Origin of the sequence: Streptomyces glomeratus, assembly GCF_021462825.1 — a bacterium.
GTDB lineage: Bacteria > Actinomycetota > Actinomycetes > Streptomycetales > Streptomycetaceae > Streptomyces > Streptomyces glomeratus.
The window spans coordinates 70,675-86,614 of the sequence record NZ_JAKEEB010000012.1 but is presented as its reverse complement, the minus strand read 5'-3'; the positions used below and the strand labels follow the sequence as shown (position 1 = coordinate 86,614).

Below are 15,940 nucleotides of genomic sequence, written 5' to 3'. Positions count from 1 at the left end.
GTAACGAAGCGTGAACTGACGCCACACATGGTTAATAAAATGCGAAATACACCGCAGTATGGATTAAATCGCCTAAGTCATCCCAATTATCATGGATTCGAGGGATGTGGATCGCTGAAAGTCCACATCCGACCGCATGCGGCCCGGCGGGTGAGCGGAGGCGACAGTCGGCAGTGGTGAGTACCAGAAACGGCGATGCGGACAACACCGGCCCGTCCATACCCCCCGCCTCCCATCCGCTGCACCAGCCGCAGGGCCTGCGGACCATACAGACCGTACGGCCGCCGGAGCAACACCGTATGCGGATGTGGCTGCTCGACGCCGTGGGCGAGGACCGGCGTGATGTCGAAGTGCTGCTGACCGCGCTCCAGCAGGCGGTGGCCGAGGTGCACGGCCTGGGCGGCATGGTGCATCTCCCGGGCGGCGGCATGAGCGGCGTCCTCTACCTGGTCGCCGACAGTGGCCTGCCGGAGTCGATGACCCGGCCCTGGCTGATCATCCCGGCACGGGGCACGGCGCCGCCCAGCAGGGCCGCCCGCAAGGACACCACTGCGTGGCGGCCCGACCTGGCCCCGCCCGACCCGGTGCCGGGCCGGGACCCCGCCGCCCTGTGGCCTTCCCGACTCCCCGCCGGCATCGGTCACCTGGCAGTTCCCATTCCGGGCGGTGGCAGGCGACGCGGCGCGCTCTCCGTCCTCTTCGCCCCGGGCGCCGAGCCCGGCGCGACGGAGCGCGCGTTCGTGAACGAGGTGGCGGCCTGGATGTCCGGGAGGCTCAGGTCGTCCGGGATCCTCAATCCGTCCGCCACCCTGCTGCGTGCCCTGGAGAACGAGCCAGGACCGCAGAAGGCCGCCCCCGTGTGGGACGTGAAGGGGATGCCCTCCATCACGTACACGTGGGACCTGCGCACCGGCGAGCTGACCTCCGACCGGCCCGTCGAGGAGGTGCTGGCCGGCATCGATCCGGGAGTGATGAGCGGCGGCATCGAGGCGTGGGCGGCGCTGATCCACCCGGACGACCTGCCTAGGGCGGTAGCCGGCTTCGACACCGGCATACAGCTGCGCGGCGGCTTCCAGGCCGAGTACCGGATCCGGCGCCAGGACGGCACATATGTCTGGATCGAGGCCCGCGCCCGGACGATCACGGACGGGGAGGGGGCGCCGGTGAAGGTGATCGGCACCCTCCGGGACAGCAGCGAAACGCACGCCGCCGCCGAGTCGGTGGGGCGGGCGCTGCGCCACATGAGCGACGGCTTCGTCTCCCTGGATGCGGACTGGCGGATCGGATTTCTCAATCAGGCCGCCGAGCGGCTCTTCGGCGCCGCGGAAGATGTGGCCGGAACCCTGTTCTGGGACATTCCCGCCGTACGTGCCGTGCCGGGGCTGGAGCAACGGTGCCGGGCCACGGTGGCCGAGGGCCAGCCGGCCGGACTGGATGTGCCGGGGCCGGATGGGACGTCCTGGTACCACCTGCGGCTGGTTCCCGTGCCGGAAGGCCTCACGCTCTACATCACCGACACCACCCAGCGGCATCTGCGCGAGGTCGAGCGGGCCGACGCGGAGCGGGCGGCCGCGGAGCGGGCGGCCCTGGTGCAGCGGGTCACCCGGGAGCTGGCCGAGGCGGTCACGGCCCAGGATGTGATGGCGGCGGTGGCCGACGGCGTGATGGCACCCCTCGGAGCCACCGGACTCATCATGCTCGGCACAGTCGGCGACCGGCTGACCGTGGTGGGCTCCCGGGGGTATTCGGAGCGCTTCACCCGACTGCTGGACGGGCTGTGGACAGTGAGCGACACCACGAATCCGGTGGGGGACGCCCTGCGCACCCGCAGCTCCCTGTGCATCTCCTCTCCGGAGGAGATGCACAGGCGCTACCCGAAGACCGAGATGCTGATCCAGCAGGGCGACAAGCACGCTTGGGCCTTTCTGCCGCTGGCGGTGTCGGGGCGCGGGATCGGCGCGGCGGTGATCGGTTTCGGCCGACCGCGGGTGCTGGACGATGACGAACGAACGCTGCTGACCGCGCTCAGCGGACTGATCGCGCAGGCCCTGGAGCGGGCCGGGCTCTACGACGAGGCGACGACCCGGGCCCATACGCTCCAGCGCAGCCTGCTGCCGCAGGCACTGCCCAAGCTGCCCGAGGTGACGACGGCGGCGCGCTACCAGTCGGCCAAGCAGGGAGCCGACGTCGGCGGCGACTGGTACGACGTGATCCCTCTCTCCGCGGCAAGGGTGGCGCTCGTGATCGGCGACGTCATGGGCCACGGCATGGCCGAGGCCGCAACCATGGGCAGGCTCCGCACGGCCGTCCGTACCCTCTCGGAGCTGGAGCTGCCGCCCGACGAAATCCTCAGTCACCTCAACGACATCGTCGGCGAGCTGGGCACCGATACCTTCGCAACCTGCCTGTACGGCATCTACGACCCGGTGACCCGGCGTCTGTCGTACGCCAGCGCCGGTCAGCCGCCCCCAGCGGTGGCCCATCCCGGCGGCACCGTCACCTTCCTGCCCATGGCCCCGGACCCGCCACTGGGGGTGGCCGCTCCGCCCTTCGAGACCCTCGAGACCCTGCTGCCCGCCGACAGTCTGCTCGCCCTCTACAGCGACGGCCTGGTCGAGAGCAAGGACAGGGATGTCACCACCGGCATGCGCCGCCTGGCCGAACTCCTCTTTCAGTCCGTGAACGCCATGCCGGCCTCACCGGCGGACGCCTCCGACCTGGACGCCCTCTGCGCCACCCTTACCTCCGCACTCCTGCCCACTCATGGCGCCCTGATGGACGACGCCGCCCTGCTGCTGGCCCGCACCCACCCGCTGGACGCGGAGAACGTCGCCGAGTGGCCGTTGCCGGAGGACCCGGTGGCGGCGAGCCAGGCCCGCGACCTGGTCCGCGCCCAGCTCACCGACTGGGACCTGACCGACGAGGACCTGATCATGACCACCGAACTTCTGGTCAGCGAGCTGGTCGGGAACGTCATCCGGCACGCCTACGGCCCCATCCGGCTGCGCATGCTCCGCAGCCGCGCACTGATCTGCGAGGTCTCCGACGCCAGCCTGACCACGCCGCACATCCGCCACAGTTCCGCCACCGACGAGGGAGGCCGCGGCCTGCAGCTCATCTCCGCACTCTGCCAGCGCTGGGGCACCCGCCACACCCGCACCGGCAAGTCCATCTGGACCGAACAGGCCCTTCCCACCGCCTCAGGCTGATCGTCAACCACGCACGGCACCGTTCGCCCGGGCACCCGGACGGCTATTCGGGTGCGGGCAGCCTCCCGAGCTCCTCCAGGGCATGGGACAGCCACTGGATCCAGAAGGTCTCCAGATCGATGCCGGCCCGCAGCACGAGGTGCTGGAGGCGGTCCTGCGCCGAGTCCCTGCCGGGGCCGAAGTCGCGGTTCTCGATCTCCTGGTACTCGGCCAACTGACGCCGGTGCAGGGTGAGATGGTGACGCAGATCGGTCTCGATGCCCTCGGTCCCCACCACGGCTGCGGCACGCAGCCGCAGCAGCAGCACATCACGCATCGGCTTGGGGTCCTGCGACGTGGCCGTCCAGCGGGCGAGTTCGGCGCGGCCCGCGGGCAGAACCTCGTAGGACTTCTTCTGCCCGCGGGCCGGCTGCTCGGTCGGGAGGGCACGGATCAGGCCGTCGTGCTCCAGCCGCCCCAGCTCCCGATAGATCTGCTGGTGGGTCGCCGACCAGAAGTAGCCGATCGACCTGTCGAACCGGCGGGTGAGTTCGAGACCTGAGGACGGCTTCTCCAGCAGGGCGGTCAGGATCGCGTGCGGGAGTGACATGGGGCCATCCTAGGGAGACGGTGCACAGCGCTCCTACAGCGCCGCCGCCAGCTCCGTGCCCTGCTTGATCGCCCGCTTGGCGTCCAGCTCGGCCGCCACGTCGGCGCCGCCGATCAGGTGCGGCGCCCGGCCCGCGGCCGTCAGCTCCTCGTACAGGTCGCGGCGCGGCTCCTGCCCCGTGCACAGCACGATCGTGTCCACCTGCAGGACCGTGCTCTCGTCGTCCACGGTGATGTGGAGCCCCTCGTCGTCGATCCGGTCGTAGCGCACGCCCGGAACCATGGTGACGCCCCGGTGCTTCAGCTCGGTGCGGTGGATCCAGCCGGTGGTCTTGCCGAGTCCCGCGCCGACCTTGGAGGCCTTGCGCTGAAGGAGGTGGACGGTGCGCGGCGGGGCCGGCCGCTGGGGCGCCGCGAGGCCCCCGGGGGCGCGGTAGTCCATGTCGACGCCCCAGTGGCGGAAGTAGGTCGCCGGGTCCTCGCTCGCCTTGTCCCCGGCGTCGGTGAGGAACTCGGCGACGTCGAAGCCGATGCCGCCCGCGCCGAGGATGGCGACGCGGTCACCGACGGGCGCGCCGTCGCGCAGTACGTCGAGGTAGCCCAGGACGCGGGGGTGGTCGATGCCGGGGATCTCGGGGGTGCGCGGGGTGACGCCGGTCGCGACGACGATCTCGTCGAACCCGTCGAGGTCCGCGGCGGTGACGCGGGTGTCCAGCCGGACGTCCACACCGTGCTGGTCGAGCTGGGTGCGGAAGTAGCGGAGCGTCTCGTCGAATTCCTGCTTGCCCGGGACCTTGCGGGCCACGTTGAGCTGGCCGCCGATCTCGCTCGCCGCGTCGTACAGCGTGACGTCGTGCCCTCGCTCGGCGGCGGACACCGCGCAGGCGAGCCCGGCCGGACCGGCGCCCACCACGGCGACGCGCTTGCGCAGCCGGGTCGGGGACAGCACCAGCTCGGTCTCGTGGCAGGCACGCGGGTTGACCAGGCAGGAGGTGATCTTCCCGCTGAAGGTGTGGTCGAGGCAGGCCTGGTTGCAGCCGATGCAGGTGTTGATGGCCTCGGGACGCCCGGCCTGCGCCTTGGCGACGAAGTCGGGGTCGGCGAGCATCGGCCGGGCCAGGGAGACCATGTCGGCGTATCCCTCGGCGAGCAACTGCTCGGCCAGTTCGGGGGTGTTGATGCGGTTGGTGGTCACGAGGGGGATCGATACGGCACCCATGACCTTCTTGGTCACCCATGCGTACGCGCCGCGCGGCACGGAGGTGGCGATGGTCGGGATACGGGCCTCGTGCCAGCCGATGCCGGTGTTGATGAGGGTCGCTCCGGCGGCCTCGACGGCCCTCGCGAGGGTGATGACCTCCTCGAGGGAGGAGCCGCCGGGGACCAGGTCGAGCATGGACAGCCGGTAGACGATGATGAAGTCCTCGCCGGCGGCCTCGCGGACCCGGCGCACGATCTCGACGGGGAACCGCATCCGGTTCTCGTACGAGCCGCCCCAGCGGTCCTCGCGCCGGTTGGTCCCCGCCGCGATGAACTCGTTGACGAGGTAGCCCTCGGAGCCCATGATCTCCACGCCGTCGTAGCCTGCCTGCCGGGCGAGGCGGGCGGCGCGCGCATAGTCGTCGATCGTCCGCTCGACCTCTTCGTCGGTGAGCGCGTGCGGGACGAACGGGCTGATCGGGGCCTGGAGCGCGCTGGGCGCGACGAGGTCCTGGTGGTAGGCGTACCGGCCGAAGTGGAGGATCTGCATCGCGATCCGTCCGCCCGCCTCGTGCACGGCCCGGGTGATGACGGAGTGCTGCTCGGCCTCTGCCTCGGTGGTGAGCTTGGCGCCGCCCTCGTAGGGGCGTCCGGCCTCGTTGGGCGCGATGCCGCCGGTGACGATGAGACCGGCTCCACCGCGCGCCCGGGCGGCATAGAACGCGGCCATGCGCTCGAAGCCGTGCTCCGCCTCCTCCAGACCCACGTGCATCGAGCCCATGAGCACGCGGTTGGGCAGGGTGGTGAAGCCCAGGTCGAGCGGGGTCAGCAGATGGGGGTAGCGGCTCATCGGGCCCTCCGTCCGGCGTGTCGTGTGTCTGTTGTAGACGACGAGGGCACCATTGTGCAACTAGTTGCACAACCGGAGAGGGCAGCGGCACCGGCGGCCGGCTCGGCCACCGGGACGAGGTGCGGGTCACCGCCGCGGACACCACGCCCGGACCGGCCCGCCCCCCTAACGTCAGGGCCGGGTCCCGATCAGCACGTTGGCGTACCACTCGTCCGAGACCGCGAGCCGGCTCCGCAGTCCTCCGCGGGTGAACGCCTCCACGGCCGGGGAGACCTGTTGTTCGCTCGTCTCGACGAGCAGGGAGCCCCCGGGGGCCAGCCAGCCTGCCGCCTCCGCGGCGACCCGGCGCAGGACGTCCAGGCCGTCCGAGCCCCCGTCGAGGGCGACCAGCGGCTCGTGGTCCCGGGCCTCGGACGGCAGCAGCGCCACCTCGTCCGTGGGCACATAGGGCACGTTCGCGGCCAGCAGGTCTATACGGCCGCGCAGTTCGTCCGGGAGCGCGGCGAACAGGTCGCCCTCGTGCACCCGGCCACCGTACGCGGCGACGTTGCCGCGGGCGCAGCGGACGGCGGCCGGCTCGATGTCGGCCGCGTGCAGTTCCGGACCGTCGAGTGCGGCGGCGAGCGCGGCGCCGACCGCCCCGGAGCCGCAGCACAGGTCGACCACGACGCGGGCGTCCGGCCCGACGGCGAGGGCCTGCCGGACCAGGAACTCGGTGCGTCGGCGCGGCACGAAGACGCCCGGCTCCACGGTGATGCGCAGTCCGTGGAACTCCGCCCAGCCGAGGACCTGTTCGAGGGGCAGGCCCGCCACGCGCCGGCCGACCATGGCGGCGGCCTCGTCGGGTGTGCGGGCGGTCTGGAGGATCAACTCCGCCTCGTCCTCGGCGAAGACGCAGCCGGCGGAGCGCAGAGCGGAGACGACGCGGGAACGCGACATGGGTGGCATGGAGCCGAGAAGCCTTTCGGTTGACCGAAAGGGCGCTCTGGCGGTCACCTAGCGGCGGTGATCCGCGCTGCCTCGAGGTGAGAGCGCCCGAGCCGACACAGCGGAAATGGGTCTCACCTCCTCGCCAACACCGGCGGGGACGATCCCCGGCCGGGACGGCCACCCTAGCAGGAGCAGTGGTGACCGGCCGCCCGCCGGTACGGGCGGGCCGGAGGCCGCCTGCACAATCCGGTTGTACTCTACAACCGAGAGCGACCCGAGGAGGACCCGTGCAGGCAGTCGAGGCGTCCGGCGCAACCGCCGGCACCGAGCGGGACGCCGCGGCTCCCGCGGCGGACGCGGCCGTCGAGACCATCCACCGTGAACTCACCGCGTTCGCCCGGCGCGCCCGTGCCTCGGCCGCCCGTATGCACCCGGAACTCTCGCTGGTCTCCTACACGCTGCTCGGGCACCTGGAGCAGAGCGGCGGCTGCCGCTCGACCGACCTGGCCGACCACTACGCGCTGGACAAGTCGACGGTCAGCCGCCAGGTGGCCGCGCTGGAGCGGGCCGGGCTGATCGAGCGGCGGCTCGATCCCGGTGACCACCGGGTCCAGGTGCTGCATCTGACCGAGGCGGGCGCCCGGATCCTGGCCCAGGTCACCGAGAGCCGCCGGGAGGCGTTCCGGGAGCGGCTCGCGGGCTGGCCGGAAGAAGACCTGCGACGTTTCGCCGGGTACCTGCTGCGCTACAACTCCGCCACGGCAGGCGACCGGTGACACGACCGAGCGGCACCGGGTGCGGTGCGGTCCTCGGAGAACCGCCTGCCCGGCGCCGGCCCCGTTCCCCGTCTGTCAGACTCCGACGGCCTGCCCGTCCGCCGAGGGCTCCGGCACCCGTGCCGACAGGAACCTCGTCCTGCGGCGGAGCCTGAACCCCAGGGACTCGTAGAGCCGGATGGCGCCGGTGTTGGCCGCGCCCGTGTGCAGGAAGGGCGTCTCGCCGCGCTCGCGGATGCCGTGCGCGACCGCCAGGATCAGCCGCGTCGCCAGTCCCTCGCCACGGAAGGCCGGATCGGTGCACACGGCGCTGATCTCGGTCCACCCCGGCGGATGCAGCCGCTCACCGGCCATGGCGACCAGGGCGCCGTCCCGGCGGATGCCGAGGTAGGTGCCCAGTTCGACGGTGCGCGGCAGGAAGGGCCCCGGCCGGGTGCGCTCGACCAGGTCCAGCATCTCCGGCACGTCGGCGGCGGTGAGCCGGACGGCCTCCGGCTCGGGGGCGGCGGCGACCCCGTCGTCGACGAGCTGCACACCGTCCAGGTCGAAGGTGATCTCCCAGCCCTCCGGCAGCACCCCCCGGAAACCGGGCAGCGGAGCCTCGGCGCCCGGACCCGCGAGCGCTGCGAGATCGGCCCAGTCGTCGGCGTCGGGATCGTCGGGCAGGCCCACCCAGGGGGAGACGTCCGTCGGGTAGCGCAGGATACGGCCCCGGCGCTCGGCGAAGTGGGCGTGCGGGCCGGTGAGCGAGGCGAGTGCCGGATTGTCGAGGACGTGCCGGGTGCCGCTCATGCGGCGACCTCGATCACGACCTTGCCCCGGGCGTGGCCTTCCTCGACCGCGCGCAGCGCCTCCCCGGCACGCTCCAGCGGGAAGGTCCGGCTGATGTGGGGGTCCAGGTCGCCGCGCACCACCAGGCGCGCGACCTCGTCGAGCACGGCGGCGGTGCGAGCGCGTGCCACGCGTGCGCCGCCCAGCCGCTCGATCTCCTCCTGGGCCGCACCGGCGGAGATCAGCCGCGACCGGTCGGTCAGCAGGGCCGCGGCCTCCTGAAGGACCTCACCGCCCACAAGGTCGTAGACGCCGTCCACACCCTCGGGGGTGACGGCCCGCACCCGCGCGGCCAGTTCCGGACCCGGCGCGATGTGCACGGCGCCGAGCCGCTCGACGAACTCCTTCTTGCCCTCGCTCGCCGTGCCGATCACGCGCAGCCCGAAGGCACGGGCGATCTGTACGGCGGCGACGCCGACTCCCCCGCCGGCACCGGTCACCAGCAGGGTCGCGCCGGCGGGCAGGCCGAGCTGGCGGATCCCGTCGTACGCGGTGGCCGCGGCGACCGGCAGGACCGCGGCGTCCGTGAAGGACAGCTCCCGCGGCAGGTGCGCGGTCACCGCGGCGGGCAGCAGGGCGTACTCGGCGTATCCGCCGGACACGGTGTTGCCGAAGACCGCGTCACCGGCCGCGAACCCGGTCACGCCCTCGCCGACCTCCTCGACGACTCCGGCCGCCTCGTTGCCGAGGACGAGGGGGAACTCCGGCTCGCCGGTGTCGCCGGGTCGCCGGAAGCCCGTACGGAGCTTCCAGTCGACGGGGTTCACGCCCGCCGCGCGAACCGCGACGAGGATCTGTCCGGGGCCGGGGCTCGGCCGGTCCACGTCGACGAAGGTCTCGGTCTCCGGGCCGCCGTACCGCGTGTACGCGTACGCCTTGGGCATGGGTCTGCCTCACTCTCCTTCGCTGTCGCCGGACCGCCGGTCCACTACTCGCCAAGGAAGATCGGATGGCGGCTATTCCCGGCCGCCGGAGAGTTCATCCTCACGCAACGACCGGGGTCGGCCGGGGCCGGGGGCACGGTCTCCGGGCGCGTACGGTGGAGTGCGCACGCACTGATCACCCACGGCCGGCGCTCCCGTCCGGCCGCCCGGAGAGGTACCGCTCCACCATGCACGTCACCCGAGGCTTCACCGGGCGCCCACGCGTCTCCGACCCCGGGCTTCCGCCCGGCCAGTACGACGCGGGCGACGACTGGCCCGTTCTGTCCGCGGAGGTCACACCCGATCTGGCGGCCACGGACTGGTCGTTCCGGATCGACGGCCGGGTGGCGGAACCCCGCACCTGGACCTGGGCGGAGGCGCACGCGCTGCCCACGTCGGCGTACGACGGCGACATCCACTGCGTGACCGGCTGGTCGAAGTTCGGGGTGCGGTTCGGTGGCGTGTCGCTGGACGCGTTCCTGGACATGGTGCGGCCCGCGACGACGGCCACGCACGCCGTCGCCTACTCCCACACCGGGTACACAACCAGTCTTCCGCTGGCCGACCTCACCGGGGGGCGCGCGTGGATCGCCTTCGAGTACGACGGGAGGCCGCTGCCGGCCGAGCACGGGGGTCCGGCGCGGCTGCTGGTGCCTCATCTGTACTTCTGGAAGAGCGCCAAGTGGATCGCGGGCCTGAGGATCCTCGATCACGACGAGCCGGGGTTCTGGGAGCAGAACGGCTATCACGCGCGGGGCAACCCGTGGGAGGAGCAGCGGTACTCCGGTGACTGAGACGACCGTGGCCTCCGGCCGTTTCCGGCCTCCCTCCCGGTTCGCCGTGCCCGGGCGGATCGCCGTGAGCGGGAGCACCGCCGCGGTGTGGCGAACCGCGACGCTGACCGGGATCCGCCGGGAGACGGCGCGCGCGGCGACGTTCCGGTTCGCGGTCCCCGGCTGGGCGGGCCATGTGCCCGGGCAGCACCTGATGTTGCGGCTGACCGCCGCGGACGGTTATGTGGCGCAGCGGCACTACTCGATCGCGTCGCCGCCCGACGACGGCGGGCACATCGAGCTGACCCTGGACCATGTGGAGGGCGGTGAGGTCTCCGGCTGGTTCCACACCGTGGCCAGGCCCGGTGACCGGATCGAGGTGCGCGGCCCGCTGAGCGGCTTCTTCGCCTGGCCCGGCGACCGGCCCGCGCTGCTCGTCGGCGCCGGCTCGGGGGTGGTCCCGCTGATGTCGATGGTGCGCCACCGTCGTGCGCACGGCCTGGACGTGCCGCTGCGGCTGCTGGTCTCGGCACGCGGGCCGCGGGATCTGATCTACGCGGACGAGTACGGCGCGGAGACGACTCCCGTCTTCACCCGCAGCGCACCCGTGGGTGTGCCGGTGGGCCGTATGTCCGCGACCCATGTGGCACCTGTCATGGCCGAGGCGCCTCCCGGTGGGTGGGAGGCCTATGTGTGCGGTTCCAACGCGTTCGCCGAGCACGCCTCGAGGCTGCTGGTCGAGGCCGGGCAGCCGGTGGACCGCATCCGTATCGAACGTTTCGGCTGACCCGTCGGCCGATTCGGCCGACGGTCCCGCCGCGCCCTCGCCGGGGCCCCCGGCCGCGCGGCGCGGCCGGGCCGGCCCCAGGTTTCGGGGCCACATGGCCGGGAACTTCGCCGGGGAGGAGAATCGGCATAAAGGCCGTTTCATGTCGGAGCATCCAGTGCCGCGTCCGCGTCGCCTCCGTGGCGCGTCCGCGCCGGTCCGTCAGCGGCCGTCCCCGGTCAGGGGTCGGCGGGTGCGACCGGTCCGGCGGGAACGGGCCCTGATGCGGGACCCGACGGGCCACCGCCGCCGTGAGCCGCGGACGGCGGGGGTTCCGGGTTGGCCTGCCCCTTCGGTGGCGGGCCGGTGCACCGCGGGCGCCGTCACGCGGTGCTTCGCCGAGGGGCTCCTTGTTCGTGGCCGGGGGCGGTGTGCGGGTTCCCCAGGGGGCTCGACCCCTCCACGAGCGGGATGTGGCGGCAAGGAGGTCGAGATGCGAACCCGGATGCGCGGCTGGCGCTGGCGGCGCAATCCGCTGCGCCGGCGATCGGATGTCGTCGAGGCGTGGACGGCGCTTCTCGTCGCCCTCCTGCTGTGCGTCGGGGCGCCGCTCGTCGGCGCGGCCGTGGGCTGGTGGGCGTACGGCGACGCGCGCGCGACGCAGTCCGACCAGCTCGCCCGGCGCCACCAGGTGCCCGCGGTGCTCGTCGAGGACGCCCCGGCCGCGGCGCCCTCGAGCCAGGGCGTCAAGCAGCCCCTGTACCGGGTGCAGGTGCGCTGGACGGAGCCCGGCAAGGGGACCCGGACGACGTCGGCGCAGGTCCCTGCGGGCTCGGTACACGGCGATCGGCTGCGGGTGTGGCTGGACGCGGAGGGCCACGGTGTCGCCCCGCCGCCCAGCGACGCCGCGGTGTGGCAGCACGGTGTGACGGCCGGTGTGTGGACGGCGGGCGGCATGGCCGGGGCGGTGTTCCTGGGCCGCGCCGTGGTCGGCCGGGTCGCCGAGCGGCACCGCATGGCGGAATGGGAAGCGGAGTGGGCCCGGACGGGCCCGGACTGGGGGCGGCGCACGGCGTGACGGGCCGAGTCCCCGAGCGCCGGGCGAATTCGCGGTCTGGCGGCTCCCCGGACGTCACCGTACGGTGTGATCATCCACATCCGTGACGTCAAAGGCGGTCCGCCGTGGCCCTGTTCGACCTGACGCTCGACCAGCTCCGTGAGTACCGCAGCGCCTCCGTGGAACCTTCGGACTTCGACGTCTTCTGGGCGAAGACGCTGCAGGAGACCCGCGAGCACGACCTGGACGCCCGCTTCGAGCCCGTCGAGACGGGCCTGCGGACGGTCCAGGTCCTCGACGTGACGTTCGCCGGCTTCGGTGGCCACCCGGTCAAGGGCTGGCTGACCGTGCCGGCCGCCGCGGACGGGCCGCTCCCCGTCGTGGTGGAGTTCGTCGGCTACGGCGGCGGGCGTGCCCTTCCGCATACGCATCTGCTGTGGGCGTCGGCCGGGTTCGCGCACTTCGTGATGGACACGCGCGGGCAGGGCAGCGCGTGGGGCGGCGGCGACACCCCCGACCCGGTCGGCAGTGCGCCGTCCTTCCCCGGGTTCATGACGCGTGGCGTCGAGGACCCCGAAACGTACTACTACCGGCGGCTGTTCACGGACGGATTACGGGCCGTCGAGGCGGCCCGCGCGCACCCGCTGACCGATGCCTCCCGTACCGCGGCCGTCGGCGCGAGCCAGGGCGGCGGCATCACGATCGCGGTCGGCGGGCTCGTACCGGACCTGGTGGCGATCGCGCCGGACGTGCCGTTCCTGTGCGACTTCCCGCGCGCGGCCACGCTCACGGACCGCCACCCGTACCGGGAGATCGGCAGCTATCTCAAGACGCACCGCGGCCGCACCGAGCGGGTGCTGCGGACCCTGTCCTATTTCGACGGTGTGCACTTCGCCGCGCGCGGCCGGGCACCCGCGCTCTTCTCCGCGGCGCTGGAGGACCAGACGTGCCCGCCCTCCACGGTCTTCGCCGCGTTCAACGCCTGGGCGCACGAGGAGAAGACGATCGAGGTCTACGACTTCAACGACCACGAGGGCGGCGGCCCTCATCAGGAGGCGGTCAAGCTGCGCTGGCTGCCCGCCCGCTTCTGAGGCCCCTGGGGCCGGATTCGGCCGAAGTGCCGGGCCACCCTTTCCTGGTGGTTTAGACCAATGCTAGATCTGGTCGCGCACTGATTCCGCACGGCTACGTCTTGTCACCAGGAGGCGCGGACATGGCCCGCACCATCCCAACCGACCACCCTCTTCCCCACCCGCGCGAGGAGCCGCTCTACTGGAGGATCGCCACCGAACTGCTGAGCCGGTTGCGAGACGGCGACATCCCGCCGGGCGAACGGCTGCCCGGGGAGCGGCAGTTGGCCGAGAGCTTCCGGGTCAGCCGGGAGACCGTGCGCCAGGCCCTGCAGATCCTGCGCCGCGCCGGGCTGGTCACCACCGACCGGCGCGGCAGCCACGCGGTGCTGCCCGGCGCCACGGCGGAGCACGTCCCCTCGCTGGCCTTTCCGGTGGGCGCCCAGGGCGCGGAGCCCGGCCGCGCGGTCGTCACCTGGGAGGTCCCCTCCCCGGAGCACGCCCGGGAGCTCGGCCTCGCCCCCCGGCGGCCCACACTCGTCCACCGCTATGCGTCGGCCGCGCCGGACGGCAGCGGGGTGCGCACGGCCGTCACCTCGTTCTCCGCGGTCGCCGTCGCCGAGGTGCCGGAGCTGGCCCGCTACCGTGACCGGGCGGACGGCAGGGCCTCGGCCGAACTCGGGCGTGCCTACGACTGGATGCGCACGGCCGGTCTCACCCTGCACCACCGCGACGCGATCACTCCGCTGCCGCCGACCGTGCGGGTGACCCGGCGCGTGCACGACCAGTGGGACAGGCCCCTGGAGATCACCGATCTGGTGGTGGAGGCCCAACGCGACGCGCTGGTCTACGAGTTCACCCTGCCGGCGGCCGGCTGACGCCCGTCGGGGCTCCGCCGCTCGCCCGCGTGGCCACCAGCAGCCGGCAGCGCGGACTGCCGTCGGGCCGGCGGCCGAAGTCCGGCAGCGCCTGATGCTCCGCCGTGAACCCGGCGCGGATCAGCTCACGCCGTACGTCACCGAACCGGAAGGCCCGGTAGTACATCACGAACGGCGGCCGCCACAGGGCGTTGCGGACGCGCATCGCGGTGTCGAAGCCGAGCAGCGCCCAGTACCAGGGCGAGGCCGGGCGCGACGGGGCCCCGATGGGGAACACGAACCGTCCGCCCGGCCGCAGCACCGAGTGGACCTGTGCGAACAGGCCGGGCAGCTCGCCCGGCAGGAAGTGACCGAAGGCGCCGAAGCTGACGACCAGGTCGAAGACGGGGCCGAAGGGCAGGGCGCGGGCGTCGCCCCGCACCCAGGCGATCCGGGGCCGCCCGTCGGACCGCACCCGCCGCCGGCCGACGGTCAGCATGCCCGCGCTGAAGTCGACTCCGGTGACGCTCTCGCGGCAGACCGTGCGCAGGACGTCCGCCCCCGCCCCCGTACCGCAGCACAGGTCGAGTCCGTGGTCGAAGGGACCCATCGCGTCCAGCGCGCGCTCGACGGCGTCCAGCACCGCGTCCGATGTCCGGAAGGGAGTGTCGTCGAACTTGGGTGCGAGCAGATCGTATCCGTGCTCGACCGAGGACAGTGCCTGAACGGCCAGTTCGCGGAGGGTGGGGCCGTGCGGGGAGAACATCCTGCCAGCTTAGGCGTGGCATGGGCGCACGGGGAGGTTCGGCTTCTGAGCGCATGGCCCGAATGACAACGTTTTCCGGTTCACCTCTTGACGTATTGGTTCAGACCTTTTAGCTTCCGGGCCGTCAAGTCCCGCCGCTGGAAACGGCGTTCACGTCCGCCTGACCAACCCCCACGAGGTGTCGACAACGATGACCATGGCCCGGCTTCCCGTCAGACGATTCCCCCTCATACGCGCCGTCCTCGGCCGGTTCACGGTCGGCGCCGCCGTGGCGGTCCTCGTGGCCGCCCTGTTCTCCGCCGCGCCCGCGCACGCCGCCGACGGCCGGATCACCGGTCTGGCCGGAAAGTGCGTCGACGTGGCGGGAGCCAACAGCGCCAACGGCACCGCCGTGCAGCTCTACGACTGCAACGGGACCGGTGCCCAGCTCTGGTCCGACCCCGGCGACGGCACCCTGCGGGCGTTCGGCAAGTGCCTGGACGTCGTCGACCGCGGCACGGCCGACGGGGCGGCGGTCCAGCTGTGGGACTGCTCGGGCGGCACCAACCAGCAGTGGGTGGTCACCGCGGCCCACGACATCGTCAATCCGGCCGCCGACAAGTGCCTGGACGTCCGGGACAACAACCCGGCCAACGGCACCCGCCTGCAGATCTGGAGCTGCTCGGGTGCGGCCAACCAGAAGTGGAACGCCCCCGCCAGCGGCGGCGGCAACCCGGCCCCGTCCGGATTCGTGGTCACCGAAGCCCAGTTCAACCAGATGTTCCCGAACAGGAACGCGTTCTACACCTACAGCGGTCTCGTACAGGCCCTCGGCTCCTACCCCGGGTTCGCCAACACCGGCAGCGACGCCGTGAAGAAGCAGGAGGCCGCGGCCTTCCTGGCCAACGTCAGCCATGAGACCGGCGGTCTGGTCTACGTGGTGGAGCAGAACACCGCCAACTACCCCACCTACTGCGACTGGAGCCGGCCCTACGGCTGCCCGGCCGGACAGGCCGCCTACTACGGGCGTGGCCCCCTCCAGCTCAGCTGGAACTTCAACTACAAGGCCGCCGGTGACGCGCTCGGCATCGACCTTCTCGACAACCCGTGGCTGGTGCAGAACGACCCGGCCGTGGCCTGGCGCACCGGCCTGTGGTACTGGAACACACAGTCCGGCCCCGGCACCATGACCCCCCACAACGCCATGGTCAGCCAGGCCGGCTTCGGGCAGACCATCCGCAGCATCAACGGCTCCCTGGAGTGCGACGGACGGAACCCCGCCCAGGTGCAGAGCCGCGTGGACGCCTATCAGCGGTTCACCGCCATCCTCGGCGTCGGCCCCGGATCCAACCTCTACTGCTGAGC

General features: G+C 72.4%; 14 protein-coding genes. 8 read left to right on the top strand and 6 right to left on the bottom strand.

What is annotated here, in order from left to right; all coding sequences use genetic code 11:
- Positions 1 to 176: 176 nt before the first annotated feature.
- Positions 177 to 3,209, top strand: a complete 3,033-nt coding sequence (locus LZ604_RS16935) for a SpoIIE family protein phosphatase (RefSeq protein ID WP_234515956.1) — start codon at positions 177 to 179, stop codon at positions 3,207 to 3,209.
- Between the two features lie 43 nt (positions 3,210 to 3,252).
- Here LZ604_RS16935 and LZ604_RS16930 read toward each other — a convergent pair whose 3' ends face one another.
- The 3 genes from LZ604_RS16930 to LZ604_RS16920 form a co-directional block, all read right to left on the bottom strand.
- Positions 3,253 to 3,798: a PadR family transcriptional regulator gene (locus tag LZ604_RS16930; protein WP_234515954.1), complete on the bottom strand. Its 546-nt coding sequence runs from the start codon at positions 3,796 to 3,798 to the stop codon at positions 3,253 to 3,255.
- A gap of 33 nt (positions 3,799 to 3,831) precedes the next feature.
- Complete coding sequence (locus tag LZ604_RS16925; RefSeq protein ID WP_234515953.1) at positions 3,832 to 5,847, bottom strand: NADPH-dependent 2,4-dienoyl-CoA reductase; 2,016 nt, start codon at positions 5,845 to 5,847, stop codon at positions 3,832 to 3,834.
- A 171-nt stretch (positions 5,848 to 6,018) separates the two neighbouring features.
- Complete coding sequence (locus tag LZ604_RS16920) at positions 6,019 to 6,795, bottom strand: putative protein N(5)-glutamine methyltransferase (protein ID WP_234515951.1); 777 nt, start codon at positions 6,793 to 6,795, stop codon at positions 6,019 to 6,021.
- Positions 6,796 to 7,148: 353 nt separating this feature from the next.
- Between LZ604_RS16920 and LZ604_RS16915 the strand changes: the two genes are divergently transcribed.
- On the top strand, positions 7,149 to 7,553 hold the full coding sequence (locus tag LZ604_RS16915; RefSeq protein WP_234516138.1) for a MarR family winged helix-turn-helix transcriptional regulator: 405 nt from the start codon (positions 7,149 to 7,151) through the stop codon (positions 7,551 to 7,553).
- Between the two features lie 75 nt (positions 7,554 to 7,628).
- Here LZ604_RS16915 and LZ604_RS16910 read toward each other — a convergent pair whose 3' ends face one another.
- Positions 7,629 to 8,345 (bottom strand): GNAT family N-acetyltransferase, encoded by a 717-nt coding sequence (locus tag LZ604_RS16910; protein ID WP_234515949.1) that lies wholly within the window; start codon positions 8,343 to 8,345, stop codon positions 7,629 to 7,631.
- Positions 8,342 to 9,268: an NADP-dependent oxidoreductase gene (locus LZ604_RS16905; RefSeq protein ID WP_234515948.1), complete on the bottom strand. Its 927-nt coding sequence runs from the start codon at positions 9,266 to 9,268 to the stop codon at positions 8,342 to 8,344. The genes LZ604_RS16910 and LZ604_RS16905 overlap by 4 nt, the downstream gene beginning before the upstream one ends.
- A 227-nt stretch (positions 9,269 to 9,495) precedes the next feature.
- On the opposite strand from LZ604_RS16905, the gene LZ604_RS16900 reads away from it, so the two are divergent.
- The 5 genes from LZ604_RS16900 (at position 9,496) to LZ604_RS16880 (ending at position 13,851) form a co-directional block, all read left to right on the top strand.
- Positions 9,496 to 10,101: a sulfite oxidase-like oxidoreductase gene (locus LZ604_RS16900; protein WP_234515946.1), complete on the top strand. Its 606-nt coding sequence runs from the start codon at positions 9,496 to 9,498 to the stop codon at positions 10,099 to 10,101.
- Entirely contained in the window at positions 10,094 to 10,867 is a 774-nt protein-coding gene (locus LZ604_RS16895; RefSeq protein ID WP_234515945.1) for a ferredoxin reductase, read from the top strand. The genes LZ604_RS16900 and LZ604_RS16895 overlap by 8 nt, the downstream gene beginning before the upstream one ends.
- Positions 10,868 to 11,339: 472 nt before the next feature.
- Positions 11,340 to 11,924: an Rv1733c family protein gene (locus LZ604_RS16890; RefSeq protein WP_234515944.1), complete on the top strand. Its 585-nt coding sequence runs from the start codon at positions 11,340 to 11,342 to the stop codon at positions 11,922 to 11,924.
- Positions 11,925 to 12,028: 104 nt separating this feature from the next.
- Positions 12,029 to 12,994 carry an acetylxylan esterase gene (locus LZ604_RS16885; RefSeq protein WP_234515943.1) on the top strand — a complete coding sequence of 322 codons (966 nt, stop codon included), beginning with the start codon at positions 12,029 to 12,031 and terminating at the stop codon, positions 12,992 to 12,994.
- 122 nt (positions 12,995 to 13,116) lie between these two features.
- Positions 13,117 to 13,851, top strand: a complete 735-nt coding sequence (locus LZ604_RS16880; protein WP_234515942.1) for a GntR family transcriptional regulator — start codon at positions 13,117 to 13,119, stop codon at positions 13,849 to 13,851.
- Here the strand turns inward: LZ604_RS16880 and LZ604_RS16875 are convergent.
- Entirely contained in the window at positions 13,829 to 14,596 is a 768-nt protein-coding gene (locus LZ604_RS16875) for a class I SAM-dependent methyltransferase (RefSeq protein WP_234515941.1), read from the bottom strand. The two genes, LZ604_RS16880 and LZ604_RS16875, sit on opposite strands and share 23 nt — an antisense overlap.
- A gap of 190 nt (positions 14,597 to 14,786) precedes the next feature.
- Here LZ604_RS16875 and LZ604_RS16870 point away from each other — a divergent pair, with 190 nt between their 5' ends.
- A complete protein-coding gene (locus LZ604_RS16870) occupies positions 14,787 to 15,938 on the top strand; it encodes a chitinase (protein ID WP_234515940.1) in 1,152 nt (383 codons plus the stop codon).
- Positions 15,939 to 15,940: the final 2 nt, after the last annotated feature.

Coding starts and splice junctions, on each gene's coding strand:
- LZ604_RS16930 (WP_234515954.1), bottom strand. CDS start 3,798: ATGTCACTCCCGCACGCGATCCTGACCGCCCTGCTGGAGAAGCCGTCC.
- LZ604_RS16925 (WP_234515953.1), bottom strand. CDS start 5,847: ATGAGCCGCTACCCCCATCTGCTGACCCCGCTCGACCTGGGCTTCACC.
- LZ604_RS16920 (WP_234515951.1), bottom strand. CDS start 6,795: ATGCCACCCATGTCGCGTTCCCGCGTCGTCTCCGCTCTGCGCTCCGCC.
- LZ604_RS16910 (WP_234515949.1), bottom strand. CDS start 8,345: ATGAGCGGCACCCGGCACGTCCTCGACAATCCGGCACTCGCCTCGCTC.
- LZ604_RS16905 (WP_234515948.1), bottom strand. CDS start 9,268: ATGCCCAAGGCGTACGCGTACACGCGGTACGGCGGCCCGGAGACCGAG.
- LZ604_RS16900 (WP_234515946.1), top strand. CDS start 9,496: ATGCACGTCACCCGAGGCTTCACCGGGCGCCCACGCGTCTCCGACCCC.
- LZ604_RS16890 (WP_234515944.1), top strand. CDS start 11,340: ATGCGAACCCGGATGCGCGGCTGGCGCTGGCGGCGCAATCCGCTGCGC.
- LZ604_RS16880 (WP_234515942.1), top strand. CDS start 13,117: ATGGCCCGCACCATCCCAACCGACCACCCTCTTCCCCACCCGCGCGAG.
- LZ604_RS16875 (WP_234515941.1), bottom strand. CDS start 14,596: ATGTTCTCCCCGCACGGCCCCACCCTCCGCGAACTGGCCGTTCAGGCA.
- LZ604_RS16870 (WP_234515940.1), top strand. CDS start 14,787: ATGACCATGGCCCGGCTTCCCGTCAGACGATTCCCCCTCATACGCGCC.